The organism is Mesorhizobium sp. M1328 (genome assembly GCF_040318075.1).
Classification (GTDB): Bacteria; Pseudomonadota; Alphaproteobacteria; order Rhizobiales; family Rhizobiaceae; genus Mesorhizobium.
On sequence record NZ_JAMYLO010000001.1, the window covers coordinates 617,192 to 638,310 of the forward strand.

Here is a 21,119-nt window from a genome sequence, read left to right on the forward strand (position 1 = left end):
TGGCGTATTCACCGGGTTCCTAACTCGTCTAAGCATTTGGCCTGTTGGAATATCAGCCCTTGCGGTTGCGCGCCGCCAGCGTGCGCAGCCTGAGCGCGTTGAGGCGGATGAAGCCTTCGGCGTCCTTCTGATCGTAGGCGCCGCGGTCGTCCTCGAAGGTGACCAGCGCATCGGAATAGAGCGTCTTCCTCGACTTGCGGCCGATGATCATGACGTTGCCTTTGTAGAGTTTTAGCCGCACCGTGCCTTCGACGTCTTCCTGGCTCTTGTCGATCATCGCCTGCAGCATCAGCCGCTCGGGCGCGAACCAGAAGCCGTTGTAAATGAGCTCGGCGTAGCGCGGCATGAACTCGTCCTTGAGATGGGCGGCTCCGCGGTCGAGCGTGATCGATTCGATCGCCCGGTGGGCCGATATCAGGATGGTGCCGCCGGGGGTCTCGTAGACACCGCGCGATTTCATGCCGACGAAACGGTTCTCGACCAGGTCGAGCCGGCCGATGCCATTGTCGCGGCCGAGATCGTTCAGCGCCGCCAGCATCGTCGCCGGCGACAGCTTCTTGCCGTTGAGCGCAACCGGATCGCCCTTGAGGAATTCAATCTCGATCTCGGTGACCTCATCGGGCGCATCCATCGGCGAGATGGTGCGCTGGTGGACGAATTCCGGCGGCTCGCTCCAAGGGTCTTCCAGCACCTTGCCCTCGGAGGAGGAGTGCAGCAGGTTGGCATCGACCGAGAAGGGTGCGTCGCCCTTCTTGTCCTTCGGCACCGGGATCTGGTGCTGCTCGGCGAAGTTGATGAGGTCGGTGCGCGACTTGAACGACCAGTCGCGCCAGGGCGCGATGACCTTGATGTCGGGGTTGAGCGCATAGGCCGAGAGCTCGAAACGCACCTGGTCGTTGCCCTTGCCGGTGGCGCCATGGGCGATCGCGTCGGCGCCGGTCTCCCTGGCGATTTCGACAAGATGTTTCGAGATCAGTGGCCGGGCGATCGAGGTGCCGAGCAGATACGTGCCTTCATAGACAGCGTTGGCGCGGAACATCGGAAAGACGAAATCGGATACGAACTCCTCGCGGACATCGACGATGCGGATATCCTTGATGCCCATCATCTCGGCCTTGCGCCTGGCCGGCTCCAGTTCGCCACCCTGGCCTAGATCGGCGGTGAAGGTGACGACCTCGGCGCCGAGCTCGGTCTGCAGCCATTTCAGGATGATCGAGGTGTCAAGGCCGCCGGAATAGGCGAGCACGACTTTCTTGACGGCTTTTGCTTTCGACATGGTGGGCGGTTCCGCGACAGGGGTTCTTCGCGGGCGAGGTATCACGGCGTTTTAGGCCAGCGCAAGGGACGAACGATGCCTGGACCAGATGCTGCATCTCCCAGAGGCTGGCGAGAATACGGCTCTTGCGGTATGGCTGCGCCGTCTTTTTGCCGCTACGAGACGAGCCATGTCCTTCATCCCCGACAGTACGACGCTTATCCAGTTCTCCATCGCCACCTTCATCCTGGCGATCACGCCTGGGCCTGATATGACGCTGTTCGTGTCGCGCACGCTGAGTCAGGGCCGCGCCACCGGCTTTGCCTCGATGGCCGGCGCCTTGTGCGGCACGCTGATCCACACCACGCTAGTGGTGGTCGGCGTCTCGGCGCTGATCGTCGCTTCGCCGATGGCGTTCTTCGTGCTGAAGATTTTCGGCGCCGGCTATCTGGTCTTCCTGGCATGGCAGGCGATCACAAAAGGTTCGGCGTTTTCACCGGAGAAGAAGAGCGGGCCGCAGATCTCGCTGTTCCGCAGCTGGGCGGCGGGGCTCGGGATCAATCTGCTCAACCCGAAGATCATCCTGTTCTTCATGACCTTCCTGCCGCAATTCGTCTCCGCGCATGATCCCAACGCGCCGGGAAAACTGTTCTTCCTCGGCGCGATGTTCGTCGTGCTGGCGATCCCGGTGACGGCGCCGATGGTGCTGGCGGCGGAAAAGTTCTCGGCCGCGATGAAATCCAGCCCGCGCGTGACGCGCGTCGTCGACTATCTCTTTGCCGGAGTTTTTTTCGGCCTTCGCGCTCAAGATCCTGACGGCCCAGGCGAAATAGGGCGTCCGATCTGACGCCAGCTTCCGGCCGAGCGCCCGGCGCTCAGCCAGTAGAAAATACCGCCGACCATGCCGCAGCCGATCACCGCCAGCATGACGCTGGTGTTGGTAACCTCGAAATTGGCATCGGCCGTCTGGTGGACGAAGCCGAGGAAGACCGCCGCCACCGCCGCGCCCGCCAGTGCATAGAACAGCCAGTCGCGCCGGCCGAGGATTTCGGAAACCAGGATGGCGATCGCCGCCGGCATGAAAGCGAAATAGGCGACGAACAGCGCGACGAAAGGGACGGAAAACCACAGGGAGGCCTGCGCCGCCGGTTGCGTCTCGTCCGTCATCAGCCCAAGAGACGCCAGGAACATGATGTTAAGGAAGGCGCTTGCCGCCAGCGAAGCAACACCATAGCCGACAAGGATGACGGCGAAGCGGATCAGATAGGCGACGAGGCGATTCACGCCTCGCCGTGCCCCGCGATCATCATCGCTTCCAGCGCCAGCCGGTCGACTTTGCGCATGCGCTCGGAGTCCGACTTGAGCTGGCCGCAGGCGGCGAGGATGTCGCGGCCGCGCGGCGTGCGGATCGGCGAGGCATAGCCGGCATTGTTGATGTAGTCGGCGAATTTCTCGATCGTCTCCCAGTCCGAGCACTGGTAGTTGGTGCCCGGCCACGGATTGAACGGGATCAGATTGATCTTGGCCGGAATGCCCTTGAGCAGCTTGACCAGCGCCTTGGCGTCTTCGATGGAATCGTTGACGTCCTTCAGCATCACATATTCGAAGGTGATCCGCTTGGCGTTGGACAGGCCGGGATAGGCACGGCAGGCAGCGATCAGCTCGCTCAGCGGATATTTCTTGTTGATCGGCACCAAAAGGTCGCGCAGATCGTCGTTGGTGGCGTGCAGCGAGATCGCCAGCATGACGCCGATCTCCTCACCGGTGCGGAAGATCTCGGGCACGACGCCCGACGTCGAGAGCGTGATGCGCCTCTTCGACAGGGAAAGCCCGTCGCCGTCGGATGCGATAAGCAGCGCCTTCTTTACCGCCTCGAAATTATAGAGCGGCTCGCCCATGCCCATCATGACGACGTTGGACACTTTCCTGCCCTCGGCCGGGACGATGGCGCCGTCGGGCGTGTCGCGGTCGGGAAAGTCGCCGAGCCGATCGCGGGCGGTCAAAAGCTGGGCGAGGATTTCCTCGGCGGTCAGGTTGCGCACCAGCTTCTGCGTGCCGGTGTGGCAGAAGGAACAGGTCAGGGTGCAGCCGACCTGCGAGGAGATGCAGAGCGTGCCGCGGCCTTCTTCGGGAATGTAGACGGTCTCGATCTCGACCGGCCGGCCGGCGCCGCGCGGCGGAAAGCGGAACAGCCATTTGCGCGTGCCGTCGGAGGAAATCTGCTCCTCGACAATCTCGGGCCTGGCGACGGTGAAATGCTTGTCGAGTGCGGCGCGCAGATCCTTGGAGATGTTGAACATGCCGGCAAAATCGGAAACGCCGCGCACATAGATCCAATGCCAGAGCTGTTGGGCCCGCATCTTCGCCTGGCGCTCCGGCACGATGCCGGCAGCGACAAGGGCGGCCCCGAGTTCGGCGCGCGTCAAGCCGATCAGCGACGGCTTTTCAGGCGGCGTGCGGGAGCGCAACGCGTCACGCGCGCCTCCGGCGGTAAGATCGAATGAAAGGGTCATTGTTGCGCCAATATAAGCGATTTGCGGCCGAATACAGCATCGTGCCCGAAATGAAGCGCGGCGCATAGCACAGCTTGATGGCGGAGTCATGCTGGGGGTTCTCCCTTCTCCCGCAAGGGAAAAGGAAAGACCGCACGAACGCTGGGTCCTTTACGCTGCTGTGTTAGGTAGTGAACATCCCGGACGAGGACTCTACTTGCACTTGGCGATCGAGGCCAGCGCCGCCGAGATGCCCTTCAGCGAGAAGACGTAGGTGGTGGTGTTGCCGCGGCCGGACTTGGCCGACACCTTCATGTCGGTGCCGGTCTTCATTGCGGCGATCAGCACCGGCTCCTCGGCGGCGTTCTCGACCCAGGCCGACTTGCCGCGCGTGAACATCGAGAAAGACTTCTTGTCGATGGTGACGGTGGCCTTGGAACCCTCCTGGAAGGTATAGCCGGCGATGAATTGCGGCTCGTAGGACACTTGCTGCCCCGGCCGCTGGCTGACGAAGAAGAACATATCGCCGTGATCGAGCGTCGGCGGCTGCTTGTCGGTTGGCACCGTCAGGACATAGCAGACCTTGCCGCCGCCCGACGCCTGATAACTGTAGGTGCCCCAGGCATTGTGCTGGCCGATCTTGGTTGCCGACTGCGCCAGCGCGGGCACCGTCAAGGCCGCCAGGGCCAGGCTGGAAACTATAGCAATCAATCCGCGCATCGCTTTTCCCGTATTCCACTGGTGCGGCGGCAGGCCGGCCCGGCGTCCTGCCCGTCGCTTCATTTTGATTTAATCTGGGTTACCAAACGGTGAATTTCCCCTGAGAAAAGGATGTTCACGCCAGGAAACCGCCGCCGTCTTCGCGCTGCCGCTCGAAAAAGCGGCTGGCGCAATGTCCCTGCCGCGACTTGGAGGCCACGAAAACGGCAAGAGTTTGACTTTTCAAGCAGCTAGGTCTTGCGGCGATTCTCGCTTTTTTGAGGTGCGTGACGAATTTCCCTGCAGGCGGTACCATGTCTGCGTTCGCCGCCACGGCACTCGGCCAGGGTGCCCTCCTTGGCGGCTTACGGGAGATTTGGTCATGGCCATTTCCGAGACAGTTCTGATCCTGGCGGGCGGCACAGTCGTCCTGGCGATCGTGTTCGGCATTCGTGTCGCCGTCCGCGCGGCGGCCAGCGGCGCGGTGCCACGGTCGGATGGCGGAGAGATGGCAGGCGGATCGGGCGCGCCTGACGTGCCCGGGGTCATTGCGCTGCCGCCTTTGATCTTCCTCGGCTTCCTGGCGGCGGCAACCGTGCTCGAGGTGCTCGCGCCGCTCCCGGTCATGGCCGGGCAGGCCCTCGCCCGCTATCTGGCCGGCGCTGTGCTCGCGGTGTGCGGCTTTGTGCTCATCTTTATGGCGGCGGGCCGCTTTCAGGCCGCTGGAACCAACATACCACCGACCTTGCCAACGACCGCGCTGGTCGTCGACGGGGTCTATCGGCGGACCAGGAACCCGTTCTATCTGGGAGCGACCCTCATCTATCTGGGCCTCGGCGTCGCGGCCGGAAGTCTTTGGGCTATCGCGCTCGTCATCCCCCTGCTGTGGGTGATCAATACCGGCGTCATCGAGCCGGAAGAGCGCTACCTCGAGCGGAAGTTCGGAGATGTCTATCGCGCCTACAAGGCGCGGGTGCGGCGGTGGGTTTGACGGCCGGAAAGTCGGATCTCGCGCGATTTTTTGCGTCGCACCGGCTCAGCTCTTGTCGGCGATGGCCTGCTTGGCGGCGAGCCGGTGCGCCGGCGTGATGTGGGCGCTGACGGCAGTAATCGCGGCGGTCAGCACGGCGATGTCGTCGGTGAAGCCTAGCCCAAGGATGAAATCGGGGATGACGTCCGTCGGCAGCACGAAATAGCCGAGCGCAGCCAGCAAGGTGCCCTTGGCGCGCAGCGGCGTCTTCTTGTCCATGGCGCAGTAATAGGCGGCGACCACCTCTTCCATGAACGGGATCTGCCGGGCGGCCCTCTTCGCCGTACGCCAGAACTTTTCGCGCACTTCGCTCTCATTGCCCGGCTTGCTGCCGAGGCCGAAGAAATCAAAACCGGATTTTTGCGCCATCAATCTCTCCTTGCCGCCGTCGCGTGACTTCACGCGTGACCGCGAGGCAAAATGTGGTGAAAGCTGAACCTCGCTGCAAGGTGCAGATAGGCTCAGCCGCCGAAATAGCGGTTCATCTTCCTGGCCAGATCGAAATCCAGCGCCGTCAGGCCGCCGGCGTCGTGCGTGTTGAGGGTCACGTTTACCGTCTTGTAGACGTTCGACCAGTCGGGATGGTGGTCCATCTTCTCCGCCGCCAGGGCGACGCGGGTCATGAAGGCAAAGGCTTCGGAGAAATTCTTGAAGGTGAAGGTGCGCGTGATCGAGCCACCATCCTTGGCCAGCGACCAGCCGTCGAGGCCGGCAAGTTCGGCGCTAATCGCTTCCTTTGCAAGTTTCTCCCTGGCCATGTCCGTCTACCGCATGATCCGCGAAGCGTCGGCGGCACCGACCAAACGGCTGGCGGCCCGGCTGTCGGCACCCGAAAGCGGCCAAGCTTCCTCGACGACGTAAGGCCCGCCGCCGACCGAGTCGCGCGACGACATCAGCACGAAGCGGCCGACCCGGAACGGCAGCGTCGAAAAATTGCCGCGCGCCGACAGATACTGGGCGACGTCGAGCGGGCTCGAATTGCGCAGGCGGGCCAGCGTCACATGCGGCATGAACTTGCGCGGGTCGGCCGGGATGCCGAGCCGCTGGCAGATGCGCTCGATCTCGGCCTGCAATGCGGAAAGATCGGGCGAAGCGGCGACCCCGGCCCACACCGCATGCGGCTTTTTCTGGCCGAAGGCGCCAACGCCGGACAGCGTCAGCGGGAAGGACGGGCGGTGAACGCGGTCGAGCGCGTTGGCGATCTCGTCGGCGACATGGCCCTCGACATCGCCGATGAAGCGCAGCGTCAGATGATAGTTTTCGACGTCGATCCAGCGGGCTCCAGGCAGGCCGCCCCTGAGCAGGGACAACGAAAGAGCGGCATCACGCGGTATTTCGAGGGCGGTAAAAAGACGCGGCATGGGAAGCCTCCTGTCCTCGAATCGAACTCTTGCCCTAGCGAATCATCGATATTCAAACGGGGCAAGGGGTTTGTTGGTCGCAGGCCTGCCTAAAAGCTTCCCCTGCGGAAGGTGTTGCGGCGGCGAACCCTCCCCTTCAGGAATTGCCCCGGACCGCTTCAATGGTCTTCTCCACGCTGGGCAGGATACCTTCGACGATGCGGTCGACGCCTCGGGCGTTTGGATGAAGACCGTCTTCGAGCTGCAGGACGGATTGGCCGGCGATGCCCTCGAGAAAGAAAGGATAGAGCGGCACGCCGTATTTTTCAGCCAGTCTCGGAAAGGTCGCGTCGAAGGCGGTCTGGTAATCGGCGCCGAGATTGGGCGCCGCGCGCATCCCGGCCAGCAACACAGCGATCTTGCGCTGCTTCAGCTTTGCCAGCATGGCGTCCAGGTTCTTTTCCGCTATGGCGGGCGAAACGCCGCGCAGCATGTCGTTGGCGCCGAGCTCCAGGATGACCAGTTGCGTGCCGTCCGGCACCGACCAGTCGAGCCGCGACAGGCCGCCGCTCGTCGTATCGCCGGAGACGCCGGCATTGGTGACCGTGACATCGTAGCCCTTGGCGCGCAGCGCCGCCTGCAGCTTTTCGGTAAAGCCTTCCCCTGGCCCGAGCCCAAAGCCTGCCATCAAGCTGTCGCCGAAACCGACAATGGTGAAGGGCTCGGCGCGTGCCGACGGAATGGGGCCGCAGATTGTGAGGAAAAGGGCGAAGGCCGCGGCAAAGGTGTGTTTGAAAGCCATGCGGCAGGCCCCATATGACGAGGAACATCGGTTTGCGAAGGCAGGTTTTCATCTTTGTCGAGCATCTGATGCTCTGCCCTCATTCCCCCATATAGGACGATTTGATTTTGGAAGAAGCCGTCATTTCGCTGAAAGACGTATCGCTGACACTCGGCGAAGGTGCATCCTCGGTCCATGTGCTGAAGGGCGTCAGCCTTGATGTCGCGGCCGGCGAGGCAACCGGCATCGTTGGACCTTCAGGTTCGGGAAAGTCGACATTGCTGATGGTCTTGGCCGGGCTTGAAAGGGTCGATTCGGGAGCGGTACGAATTGCCGGCGAGCTGCTCAACGGCAAAAGCGAAGATCAGATCGCATCGTTTCGGGGACGAAACATCGGTATCGTGTTCCAGTCTTTCCATCTCATCCCCAATATGACGGCGCTGGAAAACGTCGCCGTCCCGCTGGAGCTTGCCGGTCATGTCGATCCGTTCGGCGTGGCGGCGCGCGAGCTGGCGGCGGTCGGTCTCAGGGATCGCGTCACCCATTACCCCGGCGAATTGTCTGGCGGCGAGCAGCAGCGCGTGGCGATCGCCCGGGCGCTGGCGCCGTCGCCGCGCATCCTGATCGCCGACGAGCCGACCGGCAATCTCGACCAGGCGACGGGGCGGCACGTCGCCGACCTGCTGTTTGCCAAGGCGGCCGAACGCGGCATGACGCTGGTGCTGGTCACGCATGACCCGGTGCTCGCGGCGCGCTGCTCGCGCCAGGTGTCGATGCGGTCGGGGCTGATCGAGGACGCGCCTGAGCCGGCCACCAGGGCCGGCAAGGTGACCGCCTGATGCCGCTGTCGCAAACGCTGAGGCTCGCCTTTCGGTTTTCTCTGCGAGAAATGCGTGGCGGGCTGTCCGGCTTCCTGATCTTCCTTGCCTGCATCGCGCTCGGCGTCGCGGCAATCGGCGGCGTCAATTCGGTGGCGCAAGCGATTTCCGCCGGTGTTGCCGACCAGGGCCAGACGCTGCTCGGCGGCGATCTCCGCTTCCAGCTCAACCAGCGCGATCCGACCAGAGCCGAACGCAGCTTCCTCGACCGGCTTGGCACGGTTTCGCACAGTGCCAACATGCGCTCGATGGCGAGGCTCGAGGACGGCTCCGACCAAGCGCTGGTCGAGGCCAAGGCGGTCGACGGCGCCTATCCGCTCTATGGCGCGCTGGAGACCGAGCCGGTGCTGTCGCGAGAGGATCTGTTCGACCAAAAATCCGGAGTCTTCGGCGCCGCGGCGCCGGACCTTTTGTTCGAGCGGCTGAACCTTGGCATCGGTGACCGGCTGAAGCTCGGCAGCGCGACCTTCGAGCTGCGCGCCAGGCTGGTCAACGAGCCGGATGCGGTGTCGGATGGCTTCGGCTTTGCGCCGCGGCTGATGGTGTCGACCGACGGGCTTGCCGCTTCCGGCCTGATCCAGCCGGGCAGCCTGGTCGAGAATGCCTATAAGGTCCGCCTGCCCGGCGGCACTACTGAGACACAGATCAAGGCGATCCAGGAGCAGGCGGCAAAAGAGTTCCCGCAGGCCGGCTGGTCGATCCGCACGCGCAGCAACGCAGCGCCGGCGCTGTCCTCGAACATCGAGCGGTTTTCGCAATTCCTGACGCTGGTCGGGCTGACGGCGCTGGTGGTCGGGGGCGTCGGCGTGGCCAATGCCGTGCGTGCCTATCTCGACGGCAAGCGCGGCGTCATCGCCACCTTCAAGAGCCTGGGGGCTTCGGGAGGGTTCGTCTTTGCCGTCTATCTGGTGCAGATCCTGATGATCGCCGCCCTCGGCATCACGCTGGGCCTGGTGCTCGGCGCATTGATGCCGTTTGTTGCAAGTGCCGCGCTGCAGTCGGTCATTCCGGTGCCGGCGGAAGGTGGGTTCTATCCCGGCGCGCTCGGCATGGCAGCGCTGTTCGGGCTGCTGGTGACGCTGGCTTTCGCCTTGCTGCCGCTCGGCCGCGCCCGCGACGTGCCGGCAACGGCGCTGTTTCGCGAAATGGGTTTCGAGGGCCGGGGTTTTCCCCGCCCGCTCTATATCGCCGCGGCATTGGGTATCGCGCTGCTCCTGGCGGTACTGGCGATCCTGTTTTCCGGCGACCGCCGTATTGCCTCGATCTTCGTCGGCGCCACGGTCTTTTCGTTCCTGGTGCTGCGTGTCGTCGGCACGCTGGTGCAGTGGGCGGCGAAGAAAAGCCCGCGCGTGCGCTCGACCGCGCTCAGGCTCGCCATCGGCAACATCCATCGGCCTGGCGCCTTGACGCCGTCCGTGGTGCTGTCGCTTGGCCTCGGGCTGACGCTCCTGGTCACCTTGGCGCTGATCGACGGCAATCTCAGGCGGCAGATCTCGGGCAGCCTGCCCGAACGGGCGCCGAACTTCTTCTTCGTCGATATCCAGAGCGGCGACGTCGATGCTTTCTCCGCGCTGGTCGGCAAAGAGGCGCCGCAGGGCAGGCTGATCAGGGTCCCGATGCTGCGCGGCCGGGTGATGGCGCTCAACGGCGTCGCTGTCGACAAGGTCAAGGTTCCGGCCGAAGGCGCCTGGGTACTGCGCGGCGATCGCGGCCTGACCTATGACGCAAAGCTGCCGGAGAATGCGACGCTGACCGAGGGCAGCTGGTGGCCGGAGAACTATGCCGGCCAGCCGCTGGTCTCGTTTTCCGCCGAGGAAGGCAAAGAGATCGGGCTGAAGCTCGGCGACACCATCACCGTCAACGTGCTCGGCCGCAACATCACGGCGAAGATCGCCAATTTCCGCCAGGTCGAATGGGAAACCATGGGCATCAATTTCGTCATGGTGTTCTCGCCCAACACATTCGCCGGGGCGCCGCATGGCTGGTTGGCGACGCTGACCGAGACGAATGCGTCGGCGGCCGACGATGCGCGTCTTCTCAACGCCGTCACCCGGGCTTTTCCAGCGGTGACGACGGTCAGGGTCAAGGACGCGCTCGAAATCGTCAATCGGCTGGTGGCGCAGCTCGGCACGGCAATCAGGGCAGCGGCCGGCGTGGCGCTGATCGCCTCGGTGCTGGTGCTGGCCGGGGCGCTCGCCGCCGGCAACCGGGCCCGCATCCACGACGCGGTGGTGCTGAAGACGCTGGGTGCGACCAGGAAAACGCTGATCGCCGCTTTTTCGCTGGAATACATGCTGATCGGCCTTGCCACTGCGATCTTCGCGCTGGCGGCGGGCGGTGTGGCGGCGTGGTTCGTCGTCGCGCGCATCATGACGCTGCCATCGCACTTCATGCCCGAGGTGGCGGTGGCGACCATCGGCTTTTCGCTGGTGGTCACGGTCGGCATCGGCCTTGCCGGGACGTGGCGGGTGCTGGGCCACAAGGCGGCGCCGGTGCTGCGGAATCTTTGAGCCAGAGCCGGTTTTGATTAAATCTCGTTAATGTTTCGGCCGGGAAGGCCAATAAAACCGGATCTCCGGCACTTCACGGAGCATTACGTCCGGTTACGGTCTTGTCCTTTACGCCAAGAACCATCATATTTCAGCGCAGGCATGCTGGAGCCCCGCCAGCGGCGCCTGGGTTCAAATGGACCTGACACCGGACGGGGCAGAAGCAATATGAGGATTTCCATGGCTGATCCCGTTCGCAATTATCAGACGCGCGCCGTGCCCGGCGCCGGCGTCGATGCTGCCATCGACCAGGGCCTGCGCGCCTACATGATCAAAGTCTACAATCTGATGGGGCTTGGCCTCCTCATCACCGGCCTTGCCGCGGTCGGCACAATCATGCTGGCCACCACCAGCGATCCCGCCTCGGCGGTCGCGACGTTGCCAAGCGGCGAGATGCTGACCTCGTTCGGCTACGCAATCTTTGGTTCGCCGCTGAAATGGCTGGTGATCTTTGCCCCTCTGGCAGCGGTGATGTTCCTGTCGTTCCGCGTCCAGTCGATGAGCGTTTCGGCCGCGCAGACGACGTTCTGGGTCTATGCCGGCCTCGTCGGCCTATCTCTCTCGTCGATCTTCCTGGTCTACACCACCGCCAGTATCTCGCAGACCTTCTTCGCCACCGCCGCCGCCTTTGGCGGGCTGTCGCTCTACGGCTACACGACCAAGCGCGATCTCTCGGCGTTCGGTTCGTTCCTGGTCATGGGCCTGGTCGGCCTGATCATCGCGATGGTGATCAACATCTTCCTGCAGTCGTCGGCGCTTTCCTTCGCCGTTTCGGCGATCGGCGTGCTGATCTTCGCAGGCCTCACCGCCTACGACACGCAGAACATCAAGGAGATGTATTTCGAGGGCGACGAGACTGATGTCGCCGGCCGCAAGGCGATCATGGGCGCATTGAGGCTCTATCTCGACTTCATCAACCTGTTCATGTTCCTGCTGCAGTTCATGGGCGACCGTCGCTAGTACGGCGTTCCTTGTCGACCATGATCTTTTCCGAAAACCGGTTTCCACTTTTCGGGATCATGGTCTGACTGGACCAGCGAGTTTGGAAAGGGCGGCCCAATGGCCGCCCTTTTCTTTTGTGCCGGCTTTTGCTGAGATATAGGGCAGATGAACGACTTGCATAAATTATGAGCAGCATCACGTTACGGGCCGCAACGTCGGCCGATCTCGACCGGATCACGGAAATCTATGCCGACGCGGTGACGAGTGGCACGGCGAGCTATGAACTCGAGCCACCAAGCCGGACCGAGATGGGCGCGCGCTTCGACAGCCTGATGGCGGGCGGCTTTCCCTATCTCGTTGCGGAAAAGGCCGGCGGCGTGCTCGGCTATGCCTATGCCGGGGCGTTCCGGCCGCGCCCGGCGTACCGCTTCGTCGTTGAGGATTCCGTCTATGTCGCGCTCGAGGCCAAAGGGCAAGGCGTCGGGCTGCTCTTGATGCAAGGGCTGATCGAGGCGGCCAAGGCGGCGGGTTTTCGCCAGATCATCGCGGTGATCGGCGACGGCCGGCCCGACAGCGCCTCGGTACGGTTGCACGAGAAGCTCGGCTTTCGTCATTCCGGCCGCCTGGAAGGCTCAGGGTATAAGCACGGACGCTGGCTGGATACGGTGTTCATGCAGTTGCCGATCAATGGCGGGGCGTCCATCCCGCCCGATCCGCAATCGCTGCCCGAGCGGAAGTTCCGCGAACAAAAATAAGAGGTTACGCCTCGACCAGCTTCAGCGTTCGGTCGAACACGCCAAGTACCCGGCCGAGCTCCTGGCCGCGCTTGAGGATGCGCCCGCCGGCGGCGATGACGGCGAACGCGCCTTGCCGGCGCGCCAGCTTCGGATCCTTGACGATCTGGAAAAGCGGCACTTCGCTGGTGCGGCGGAAGACAGAAAAAACAGCGCGGTCGGCGAGATGGTCGATGGCATAGTCGCGCCACTCGTTGGCGGCAACCATACGGCCGTAGAGCCTGAGGATCTGGTCCAGTTCGCGCCGGTCGAACCGCACCGGCTGGTCGAGGCGTTCGCGTCTTGCCTCATGCAGCGGGATCAATATTGCGGATGCGTCCCCATCCTCCGTCCCGCTGCTGCGATCAGTCATGCCTGGATCCTCGCAATGAATCGTACGCCGACCAAAGTTGGCGCTTTCGCTGCGGAATTGCAAGGCCCGGCCGGGCAAGGCCAGCACCGCGCGGTTTCTCCAGCGTCCAGTCACGTTTGCGAAACGCCTGTTGGAATTGGTGATGCTTTGCCACAATCCTGCCATTTTTTATCCGTGCTCATGCCCCAATGTCCGACGAATTTATCGGCGTTGCCTGAGACGGTTCGGTCCGGCACCGGCTCGTAAACCCCAAGCCCCCCGCCCACGGGTCTGCGTCGGATCGAACCAACCTCGGTTTTTCCTTGGACAGATCGGGTGCGACGATCCCAAAACCTAAATGACCGGCGTCAGAAGCAAGCTGACGCCGGTTTTTTATTGGCCGGCCGCTGGGATCGCCTCCGAAAGCGGGGCACGTTAAGACGGCCATGCGAGGGCCCCTAATTGCGTTATGATCGTCGGTCTGCGCAGCCCCTCATTGCCCTGCCGGGCGTTTCTCCCCGTACAGCGACGGGGAGAAAGACGCAGTCGGCCACGGTTTTGCCAATCACCAGCGTTGCACGAAGAACGCCGATGCCGCGGCCAGTTCCGTTCTCCCCGTCACTATACGGGGAGAAGATGGCGGCAGGCGGATGAGGGGCAGCGCGACGTTTCAGTTCAAGGCTTGCGGATAAAGGCTGCACCCAGGATCGGACCGGGCATGCCGTCCTTGCCGACCGACTGCAGCAGCACGGCGCAGCCGCCCTTCTTGGCGATCTCGCTCATTGGCAGTTCGTAGCGCTGCGCCTTGCCGTGCCACATGCCGGCGGTCTGGATGCTGGAGACGGCGTTCCAGTAGGTCATGCTGCGGCCGCTGTTTTCGCCCTTGCCGATCTTTATCGTCTGCGGCGGATTGAAATAGACGATGACGACATGCGCGTCGGTGGGGCCGGTCACGGCGTCGCCGGCATCGATCATGACGCGATCGCTGGTCCGGCTGACCTTGATGCCGACGCGCATGCCTTCGCCGACCCTCTCCATGCGGGCCAGCGCGCCGTCGACTTCCTTGCGGCTGGCGCCGTTGACATGGCTGCGGCCGTTTATGACGGCTTGCGGGGTGTAGACGGAACGACTGCCGAAGGCGCGCATATACTCATATTGCCGCTCGGTATTTTCCTTGCGGCTCAGCGTGTCCTGCCAGCCGAGGTAATCCCAATAATCGACATGATAGGCGAGCGCGACGATGTCCTCCTTGGCGGCGAGCTCGGCGAAGAATTCGTCGGCCGGCGGACAGGAGTTGCATCCCTGGCTGGTGAAGAGCTCGATGACGCCTAATGGCTTGTCGGTTGGCTCGGCAAGGGCCCTGCCGGCAAACGCCGAGAGGGCCAGCGCAAGGGCCGCAAGCCGCAATGGTCTTCGAGATGGCATGACCGTTCCGATCCCGCCGGTGACGCCGGCTTTGTTCTGGTTATCGAAATATGTGGCAGAAGCGGCAGTCAACGGGAAGTCACGTTGCGGTGAAATTTTGCCGTTGCAACCGCTGGCAAGGGCGCAATAGGTGGACTTGCACTTCACCATGGAAGCGATTCGGGCGGCAATCAGCATGTGGCAATCTCTCCTGGCGCCGGTCGATCTTTATTGCGAACGGACGGGGCCGGAATTCTGGGCCGAACCGCTCAATGCGCTGAGCAATCTGGCTTTTTTTGCCGCCGGGCTATGGGGTGTCTGGCAGGTGCGCACGCGCGGAACCGGCACCTTCGCCGAAGTGCTGGCCTGGTGGGTGGTGGCGATCGGCGTTGGGTCGTCGCTGTTCCACACCTTTGCCACAAGGGCAATGATCCTGGCCGACGTGCTGCCCATTGCAGGGTTCACGCTGGCCTACACGCTGTTCAACCTGCGACGTTTTCTCGGCATGAAATGGGGCAAGGCGATCGCCATCTTCGTCGCCTTTTACGCCGTTGCCGGGCTGGTGACCTTTGCCGTGCCGGACTGGCTGCGCCAAGCGTCGAACGGGACGACCGGCTATCTGCCGCCGTTTCTGGCGCTCGCCTTCTTCGGCGCCTGGGTGGCGGCCAGCGGCAATCGCGCCGGCTGGTACAATCTGGCGGGTTCGGCGATCTTCGTCGTGTCGGTCATCTGCAGGATGATCGATCCGCTGGTCTGCGGCGGCTTTCCGCTCGGCACGCATTTCCTGTGGCACATATTCAACGGGCTGATGCTCGGCGTGCTGCTGGCGGCGACAGCGCGGTTTGGCAAGCCAAGAACAGGGCAAGTAGGGCAGTAGGGCAGTAGGGCAGTAGGTGGCTTGTCCTGGCTCCCTACTGCCCTACTCCCTTATTGCCCTACTCCCTTAAGCCGCAAGATCGCGCAGCACGTATTGCAGGATGCCGCCATTCTTGAAGTAGTCGAGCTCGTCCAGCGTATCGATGCGGCAGATGATCGGAACCTCTTTGACGCTGCCGTCGCCATAGGTGATCCCGGCGATCATCTTCTGCCGCGGCTTGATGTTGCTCAGTCCGTCGATCTCGACCAGCTCGTCGCCCTTGAGGTTGAGCGAGGCCCATGAGGTGCCTTCCTCGAAGACGAAGGGGATGACGCCCATGCCGACCAAATTGGAACGGTGGATGCGCTCGAAGGACTGGGCGATGACCGCGCGGACGCCCAGCAAATTGGTGCCCTTGGCCGCCCAGTCGCGCGACGAGCCGTTGCCATATTCGACGCCGGCGAAGATGACCAGCGGCACGCCCTCCTTCTTGTAGTGCATGGCTGCGTCGTAGATCGATTCCTCTTCCTTCGACGGGTAATGGATGGTGTAGCCGCCCTCGCGGCCGTTCTCGCCCAGCATATGGTTGCGGATGCGGATATTGGCGAAGGTGCCGCGCATCATCACCTCATGGTTGCCCCGGCGCGTGCCGTACTGGTTGAAATCGGCGACGCCGACGCCGTGGTCGGTGAGGTACTTGCCGGCCGGCGAGGCCGCCTTGATCGAACCGGCCGGCGAAATGTGGTCGGTGGTGATCTTGTCGCCGAACAGGCCGAGCACACGCGCGCCCTTGATATCGCCGATCTTGCCGAAGCCTGACGTCATGCCGGCGAAATAGGGCGGGTTCTGCACATAGGTCGAATTGTCGTCCCAGGCATAGGTCTGGCCTTCCGGCGCCTTGACGTTCTGCCAGTACTCGTCGCCCTTGAAGACGTCGGCATATTTGCGGGCGAACAATTCGCGCGTGACGTTCTTCTCGATGAATTCCTGGATCTCGGCCGAACTCGGCCAGATGTCCTTGAGATAGACTGGATTGCCGTTGCGATCCTCGCCGAGCGGCTCCGTGGTCAAATCCTTGGTCACGGTCCCGACCAGCGCGTGGGCGACGACCAGCGGCGGCGAGGCGAGATAGTTCGCCTGCACGTCGGGCGAGACGCGGCCTTCGAAATTGCGGTTGCCAGACAAGACTGCCGCAGCAATCAAGCCCTTATCGTTGATGGTCTTTGAGATCGGCGCCGGCAGCGGGCCGGAATTGCCGATGCAGGTGGTGCAGCCGAAGCCGACCAGGTTGAAGCCGATCTGGTCGAGCTCCTTCTGCAGGCCGGATTTCTCGAGATATTCGGCGACGACCTGGCTGCCCGGCGCCAAGGAGGTCTTGACCCACGGCTTCTGCTTGAGGCCGAGCCGGTTGGCGTTACGCGCCAACAGCCCAGCGCCGATCAGCACGCTCGGGTTCGAGGTGTTGGTGCAGGAGGTGATGGCGGCGATGACGACATCGCCATGGCCAAGATCGTAGTCCGTGCCTTCGACGGCATAGCGCTTGTCGATTTCGGCGGCCTTCTTGTATTCGGTCTCCATGGCCTTGGCGAAGCCGGCCGGAATGCCTTCAAGTGCGACCCGGCCTTCCGGCCGCTTCGGGCCGGCCATCGACGGGACGACACTGCCGAGATCAAGCTCGAGCAGGTCGGTGAAGACCGGATCGGCCGAGCCGGCATCGCGCCACAAGCCCTGTGCCTTCGAGTAGGCCTCGACCAGGGCAATACGGCTTTCGTCACGGCCGGACATGGTGAGATAGCGGATGGTTTCGCTGTCGACCGGGAAGAAGCCGCAGGTGGCGCCATACTCGGGCGCCATGTTGCCGATGGTGGCGCGGTCGGCCAGCGTCATGTTGGACAGGCCCGGCCCGAAGAATTCGACGAACTTGCCGACGACGCCCTTCTTGCGCAGCATCTGGGTGACGGTGAGCACCAGGTCGGTAGCGGTGACGCCTTCCCTCAGCCTGCCGGTGAGCCGGAAGCCGATGACTTCAGGCAGCAGCATGGAGACCGGCTGGCCAAGCATCGCGGCCTCCGCCTCGATGCCGCCGACGCCCCAGCCGAGAACGCCGAGGCCGTTGATCATGGTGGTGTGCGAATCGGTGCCGACGCAGGTGTCGGGATAGGCGGTGGTCTCGCCGTCTTCGCTGTTGGTCCACACGACCTGGCCGAGGTACTCAAGGTTGACCTGATGGCAGATGCCGGTGCCGGGCGGCACGACGCGGAAATTGCGGAAGGCCTGCTGGCCCCATTTCAGGAATTTATAGCGTTCCTCATTGCGCTCATACTCAAGCTCGACATTGCGGGCGAAAGCCATCGGCGTGCCGAACTCATCGACGATGACCGAGTGGTCGATGACCAGATCGACCGGCACCAGCGGATTGATCTTTTGCGGGTCGCCGCCGAGCGAGGCCATGGCGTCGCGCATGGCGGCAAGGTCGACCACGGCTGGAACGCCGGTGAAATCCTGCATCAGCACGCGGGCCGGGCGATAGGCGATCTCGACGCCGGCGGCGCCCCTGTCGGTCAGCCAGCCGGCGACCGCCTGGATGCTCTCCTTGGTAACGGAACGGCCGTCCTCGTTGCGCAGCAGGTTCTCCAGCAGCACCTTCATCGAATAAGGCAATTGGGCAATGCCGGTGAGGCCGTTCTTTTCGGCCTCGACAAGATCATAGTAGATGTACTCGGTGCCGCCGGCGGTCAGCGTGCAGCGGCAATTGAAGCTGTCGAGTGATTTGGACACGTGCGATCCCTAACTGTCGGTTGCCGGGAGGAAACGGACGCCAGTGGGCATGCAAATCACGCGCAAAGGTGCGGGTACGGCCATTTCCGCTGTCCGTTCCCAAGCGTCCGGGCCGTTCAAGGCGGCACGCGCGCTGGTTCGGCGCAAATTCGGTTCCCGTGCCGACCGCTGGCACGGATGATGCGGATATAGAGAATTTTCCGGAATAGTTCTAGACACGGAATTGCCATTTTTGCTGCGGCGCACCGAAGCCGCGCTTGAACTTTCGGCGAAGGGGAACGATGCGGCTGATCGCCGAAAATCTGGGCGGCGAACGCGGCGGCGAGACGGTATTTTCCGGCATCGAATTCGCGCTGGGGGAAGGCCAGGCGCTGGTCGTCACCGGGCCCAACGGCGCCGGCAAATCGACGCTGCTCAGGATCATCGCCGGACTGTTGCCGGTGGCGGCAGGCCGTGTGCGATTCGAAGGTGGTGGCGAAGACTTTCCGTCGGCCGCCTCGGCCTGTCACTATCTCGGCCACCTCGACGCGATGAAGACGGCATTGAGCGTTAAGGAGAACCTGTGCTTCTGGCGCGATTTTTCGGGCGCAGGTTCCAAGGGTGTTGAAGAGGCGCTGGAGACCGTCGGGCTGGGCGGCATCGGCCATCTGCCGTTCGGCTATCTCTCGACCGGCCAGCGCCGGCGGGCGGCGATTGCAAAACTGCTGGTCAGCCACCGGCCATTGTGGCTGCTGGATGAGCCGACGGCAGGGCTGGACAAGGTTTCGGAGGAGAGATTCGGCGAATTGATGGGGAAGCACCTCAATGGTGGGGGGATCGTGGTTGCGGCCACGCATTTGCCGCTGGGGATCGCGGGGGCACAAGGGCTGGTGATGGGCGAGGCCGCTTGATGTTGGTGCTCTACGCGATGGAACTCCATCCTTTGCTTGGCCTTCATGCATGCATCGGGACCAAACAATAATGTGGTCACTCTTCCTGCGCGACATCCGCCTGAGTATCCGCGCCGGCGGCGGGGCGCTGACCGGCGTGATTTTCTTTCTCGCCGTGATCGCGACCATCCCTTTCGGCGTCGGTCCCGACCTGAGGCTGCTGGCCCGCGTCGGCCCGGCGATCCTGTGGATTGCCGCCTTGCTGGCCTGCCTGCTCGGCCTCGACCGGCTGTTCCAGGCCGACCGCGAGGACGGCTCGCTCGATCTTCTGGTGCTTGGCAACGATCGGCACATGCTGGCCTTGACCGTCCTGACGAAATGCCTGGCGCATTGGACGGGAAGCGTGCTGCCGCTGGTCATCGCCGCTCCGCTGCTCGGCCTGTTCATGAACATGGAGCCGGCCGGCATCGGCGCCACGGCGCTGACGCTTCTGGTCGGCACGCCGGCGATCACCTTCATCGGTGCTGCCGGTGCAGCGGTGGCAGTGGCGTTGCCGCGTGGCGGGCTGCTGATCTCTGTGCTGGTGCTGCCGCTGACCATTCCCGTGCTGATCTTCGGCGTATCGGCCAGCTATGGCGCGGTGGCGGACCCCGATCCCTTCCTGCAGCCCTTCCTCATTCTTGCCGCGCTGACCCTGTTCCTTGCCGTGCTCGGGCCGGTGGCGGCGGCGCTGGCGCTGCGGCACGGAACGGATTGATGTGTTGGCTTCGGCTCATGCCTGCGGCGCGGCGAACAATTGCGGAGCCGATGGCGCGGCGTTAAGAGAAGACATGTCGGAACAAGGCGAGACGGACCGGTTGGAAAGCGCCGCGGAGCGAAAAGCATGAGCGTACACGCGCTTTATGTCACCGCCGCCTATGCGATCACGGCCGTGGTGCTGGGCGGGCTGATCGGCTGGATCCTGCTCGACCAGCGCGGCCGCAGGCGAGAGCTCGCCGAGCTGGAGGCGTCCGGCTTGCGCAGGCGCTCCGATAAGGCAGCAAAATCATGAGCACGGAAACGGAAACACCGGCGCGCCGCCGCCTGATCGTGCTGGTGCCGCTGCTGGTCTTTCTCGGGCTGGCGGGATTGTTCCTGGCGCAGCTCTTGTCCGGGCGCGACGTGTCGGAAGTGCCGTCGGCGCTGATCGGCCTGCCGGCGCCGCAGACCAACCTGCCGGCGCTCGAGGGCACCAATTTGCCGGGCCTCGATTCAAAACAGTTCGTCGGCCAGGTGACGCTGGTCAACGTCTTCGCGTCCTGGTGCGCGCCGTGCCGCGAAGAGCATCCAGTGCTGCTGGCGCTGTCGCAGGACAGACGCTTCGTCATGGCCGCGCTGAACTACAAGGACCAGCCGGAAAACGCCCGTCGGTTCCTTGGCGATCTCGGCAATCCGTTCCAGGCGATCGGCGTCGACCAGGTCGGGCGCGCGGCGATCGACTGGGGTGTCTACGGCGTGCCGGAGACCTTCGTCATCGGCAAGGATGGCAAGATCGCCTACAAGCATGTCGGGCCGCTGACGCCGGACTCGGCGCAGACGCTGCTGTTGCCCGAAATCGAGAAGGCGCTGACGGCGCGTTGATATTCAGGTGATGCCGGCCTGCAAACGGCGGCTTCCTGCGCTTCCGGTGCTCGCGTACCCAAAGTACGCTCCGCTCCGGTTCTCGGAATCCACCTGTTTGGTCGCTGCGCGCTCGTCTTCGACTCCGACTCGGCCTGACCTGAATATCAACGCGCCTAAGCGCGGCCGAGTTACTCGACCGAAGATTCAGCCGTAGATCTGCTTGTGGACCTGATAGAGCATTTCGCTGCGGTCGGCGCGCATGTCGGCGAGGTCGCGGCTGCTGAAGCTGTCGATTTCGGCGACGAGGCGGTTGTAATGCCGGCGCTTGGCGATGCTGGCGCGAGCGCGGCTCATGAGGCTGTCGATGATCATAGCGAGTTTCCTTTGCGCCGCACTTCGCGGCAAGTGTTCCTCCCTTGATCGATACGAAGCATGACATAGTTATGGTGCGTTGCAAAAATAAGATGTTGCAATGCACCATTGCGCTGGGCGCATAGCCGGTTAACGGGACGTGACCTG

23 protein-coding genes and 1 pseudogene are annotated in these 21,119 nt (G+C 63.4%); 12 read left to right on the plus strand and 12 right to left on the minus strand.

Going from position 1 to position 21,119, the window contains the following annotated elements; all coding sequences use genetic code 11:
• Positions 1-52 precede the first annotated feature (52 nt).
• Positions 53-1,276 (minus strand): argininosuccinate synthase, encoded by a 1,224-nt coding sequence (locus tag NKH23_RS03075; RefSeq protein ID WP_352913027.1) that lies wholly within the window; start codon positions 1,274-1,276, stop codon positions 53-55.
• Between the two features lie 169 nt (positions 1,277-1,445).
• Between NKH23_RS03075 and NKH23_RS03080 the strand changes: the two are divergent.
• Positions 1,446-2,088, plus strand: a pseudogene (locus NKH23_RS03080) (LysE family translocator).
• Here NKH23_RS03080 and NKH23_RS03085 read toward each other — a convergent pair.
• The 3 genes from NKH23_RS03085 to NKH23_RS03095 form a co-directional block, all read right to left on the minus strand.
• Positions 2,060-2,539 carry a hypothetical protein gene (locus tag NKH23_RS03085; protein WP_352913025.1) on the minus strand — a complete coding sequence of 160 codons (480 nt, stop codon included), beginning with the start codon at positions 2,537-2,539 and terminating at the stop codon, positions 2,060-2,062. The pseudogene NKH23_RS03080 and the gene NKH23_RS03085 sit on opposite strands and share 29 nt — an antisense overlap.
• Positions 2,536-3,768, minus strand: a complete 1,233-nt coding sequence (rlmN, locus tag NKH23_RS03090; RefSeq protein WP_352913023.1) for a dual-specificity RNA methyltransferase RlmN — start codon at positions 3,766-3,768, stop codon at positions 2,536-2,538. The genes NKH23_RS03085 and rlmN overlap by 4 nt, the downstream gene beginning before the upstream one ends.
• 192 nt (positions 3,769-3,960) lie before the next feature.
• A complete protein-coding gene (locus NKH23_RS03095) occupies positions 3,961-4,467 on the minus strand; it encodes an invasion associated locus B family protein (protein ID WP_352977041.1) in 507 nt (168 codons plus the stop codon).
• 361 nt (positions 4,468-4,828) lie between these two features.
• Here NKH23_RS03095 and NKH23_RS03100 point away from each other — a divergent pair, with 361 nt between their 5' ends.
• The gene (locus NKH23_RS03100) at positions 4,829-5,437 is read left to right on the plus strand and encodes a methyltransferase family protein (RefSeq protein WP_352719381.1); all 609 of its coding nucleotides are present in this window, start codon (positions 4,829-4,831) and stop codon (positions 5,435-5,437) included.
• Positions 5,438-5,482: 45 nt separating this feature from the next.
• On the opposite strand, the gene NKH23_RS03105 is transcribed toward NKH23_RS03100, so the two are convergent.
• The 4 genes from NKH23_RS03105 to NKH23_RS03120 all read right to left on the minus strand — a co-directional run bounded on the left by NKH23_RS03105 (position 5,483) and on the right by NKH23_RS03120 (position 7,618).
• On the minus strand, positions 5,483-5,845 hold the full coding sequence (locus tag NKH23_RS03105; RefSeq protein ID WP_352719380.1) for a YkvA family protein: 363 nt from the start codon (positions 5,843-5,845) through the stop codon (positions 5,483-5,485).
• Positions 5,846-5,937: 92 nt separating this feature from the next.
• Entirely contained in the window at positions 5,938-6,234 is a 297-nt protein-coding gene (locus NKH23_RS03110; RefSeq protein WP_292665165.1) for a 4a-hydroxytetrahydrobiopterin dehydratase, read from the minus strand.
• 6 nt (positions 6,235-6,240) lie between these two features.
• On the minus strand, positions 6,241-6,837 hold the full coding sequence (gene thpR, locus NKH23_RS03115; RefSeq protein WP_352466496.1) for an RNA 2',3'-cyclic phosphodiesterase: 597 nt from the start codon (positions 6,835-6,837) through the stop codon (positions 6,241-6,243).
• Positions 6,838-6,973: 136 nt separating this feature from the next.
• Entirely contained in the window at positions 6,974-7,618 is a 645-nt protein-coding gene (locus tag NKH23_RS03120; protein ID WP_353034210.1) for an arylesterase, read from the minus strand.
• A 107-nt stretch (positions 7,619-7,725) separates the two neighbouring features.
• Between NKH23_RS03120 and NKH23_RS03125 the strand changes: the two genes are divergently transcribed.
• The 4 genes from NKH23_RS03125 to NKH23_RS03140 all read left to right on the plus strand — a co-directional run bounded on the left by NKH23_RS03125 (position 7,726) and on the right by NKH23_RS03140 (position 12,721).
• Positions 7,726-8,436: an ABC transporter ATP-binding protein gene (locus NKH23_RS03125; RefSeq protein ID WP_352913020.1), complete on the plus strand. Its 711-nt coding sequence runs from the start codon at positions 7,726-7,728 to the stop codon at positions 8,434-8,436.
• A complete protein-coding gene (locus NKH23_RS03130) occupies positions 8,436-10,985 on the plus strand; it encodes an ABC transporter permease (protein WP_352913019.1) in 2,550 nt (849 codons plus the stop codon). Before NKH23_RS03125 ends, NKH23_RS03130 begins: the two co-directional genes overlap by 1 nt.
• Positions 10,986-11,204: 219 nt before the next feature.
• Positions 11,205-11,984 carry a Bax inhibitor-1/YccA family protein gene (locus tag NKH23_RS03135; RefSeq protein WP_254817871.1) on the plus strand — a complete coding sequence of 260 codons (780 nt, stop codon included), beginning with the start codon at positions 11,205-11,207 and terminating at the stop codon, positions 11,982-11,984.
• A 167-nt stretch (positions 11,985-12,151) separates the two neighbouring features.
• Positions 12,152-12,721, plus strand: coding sequence for a GNAT family N-acetyltransferase (locus tag NKH23_RS03140; protein WP_352913018.1), 570 nt, complete (start codon positions 12,152-12,154; stop codon positions 12,719-12,721).
• A 4-nt stretch (positions 12,722-12,725) separates the two neighbouring features.
• Here NKH23_RS03140 and NKH23_RS03145 read toward each other — a convergent pair whose 3' ends face one another.
• Positions 12,726-13,112, minus strand: a complete 387-nt coding sequence (locus tag NKH23_RS03145) for a DUF2794 domain-containing protein (protein ID WP_031212724.1) — start codon at positions 13,110-13,112, stop codon at positions 12,726-12,728.
• Positions 13,113-13,766: 654 nt separating this feature from the next.
• Positions 13,767-14,516 carry a DUF1223 domain-containing protein gene (locus tag NKH23_RS03150; RefSeq protein WP_352913017.1) on the minus strand — a complete coding sequence of 250 codons (750 nt, stop codon included), beginning with the start codon at positions 14,514-14,516 and terminating at the stop codon, positions 13,767-13,769.
• On the opposite strand from NKH23_RS03150, the gene NKH23_RS03155 reads away from it, so the two are divergent.
• The gene (locus NKH23_RS03155) at positions 14,515-14,646 is read left to right on the plus strand and encodes a hypothetical protein (protein ID WP_352913016.1); all 132 of its coding nucleotides are present in this window, start codon (positions 14,515-14,517) and stop codon (positions 14,644-14,646) included. The two genes, NKH23_RS03150 and NKH23_RS03155, sit on opposite strands and share 2 nt — an antisense overlap.
• 45 nt (positions 14,647-14,691) lie before the next feature.
• Complete coding sequence (locus NKH23_RS03160; protein WP_352977042.1) at positions 14,692-15,372, plus strand: ceramidase domain-containing protein; 681 nt, start codon at positions 14,692-14,694, stop codon at positions 15,370-15,372.
• Between the two features lie 66 nt (positions 15,373-15,438).
• Here NKH23_RS03160 and acnA read toward each other — a convergent pair whose 3' ends face one another.
• Entirely contained in the window at positions 15,439-18,129 is a 2,691-nt protein-coding gene (gene acnA / locus NKH23_RS03165; RefSeq protein ID WP_352913014.1) for an aconitate hydratase AcnA, read from the minus strand.
• A gap of 281 nt (positions 18,130-18,410) precedes the next feature.
• On the opposite strand from acnA, the gene ccmA reads away from it, so the two are divergent.
• From ccmA to NKH23_RS03185, 4 genes are all read left to right on the plus strand, one after another.
• Complete coding sequence (ccmA, locus tag NKH23_RS03170) at positions 18,411-19,019, plus strand: heme ABC exporter ATP-binding protein CcmA (protein ID WP_352913013.1); 609 nt, start codon at positions 18,411-18,413, stop codon at positions 19,017-19,019.
• Between the two features lie 70 nt (positions 19,020-19,089).
• Positions 19,090-19,755: a heme exporter protein CcmB gene (ccmB, locus tag NKH23_RS03175; protein WP_352913012.1), complete on the plus strand. Its 666-nt coding sequence runs from the start codon at positions 19,090-19,092 to the stop codon at positions 19,753-19,755.
• Between the two features lie 126 nt (positions 19,756-19,881).
• Complete coding sequence (ccmD, locus tag NKH23_RS03180; protein WP_352913011.1) at positions 19,882-20,049, plus strand: heme exporter protein CcmD; 168 nt, start codon at positions 19,882-19,884, stop codon at positions 20,047-20,049.
• A complete protein-coding gene (locus tag NKH23_RS03185; RefSeq protein WP_352913010.1) occupies positions 20,046-20,618 on the plus strand; it encodes a DsbE family thiol:disulfide interchange protein in 573 nt (190 codons plus the stop codon). Before ccmD ends, NKH23_RS03185 begins: the two co-directional genes overlap by 4 nt.
• A 186-nt stretch (positions 20,619-20,804) precedes the next feature.
• On the opposite strand, the gene NKH23_RS03190 is transcribed toward NKH23_RS03185, so the two are convergent.
• The gene (locus tag NKH23_RS03190) at positions 20,805-20,972 is read right to left on the minus strand and encodes a hypothetical protein (RefSeq protein WP_023721879.1); all 168 of its coding nucleotides are present in this window, start codon (positions 20,970-20,972) and stop codon (positions 20,805-20,807) included.
• Between the last annotated feature and the right edge of the window lie 147 nt (positions 20,973-21,119).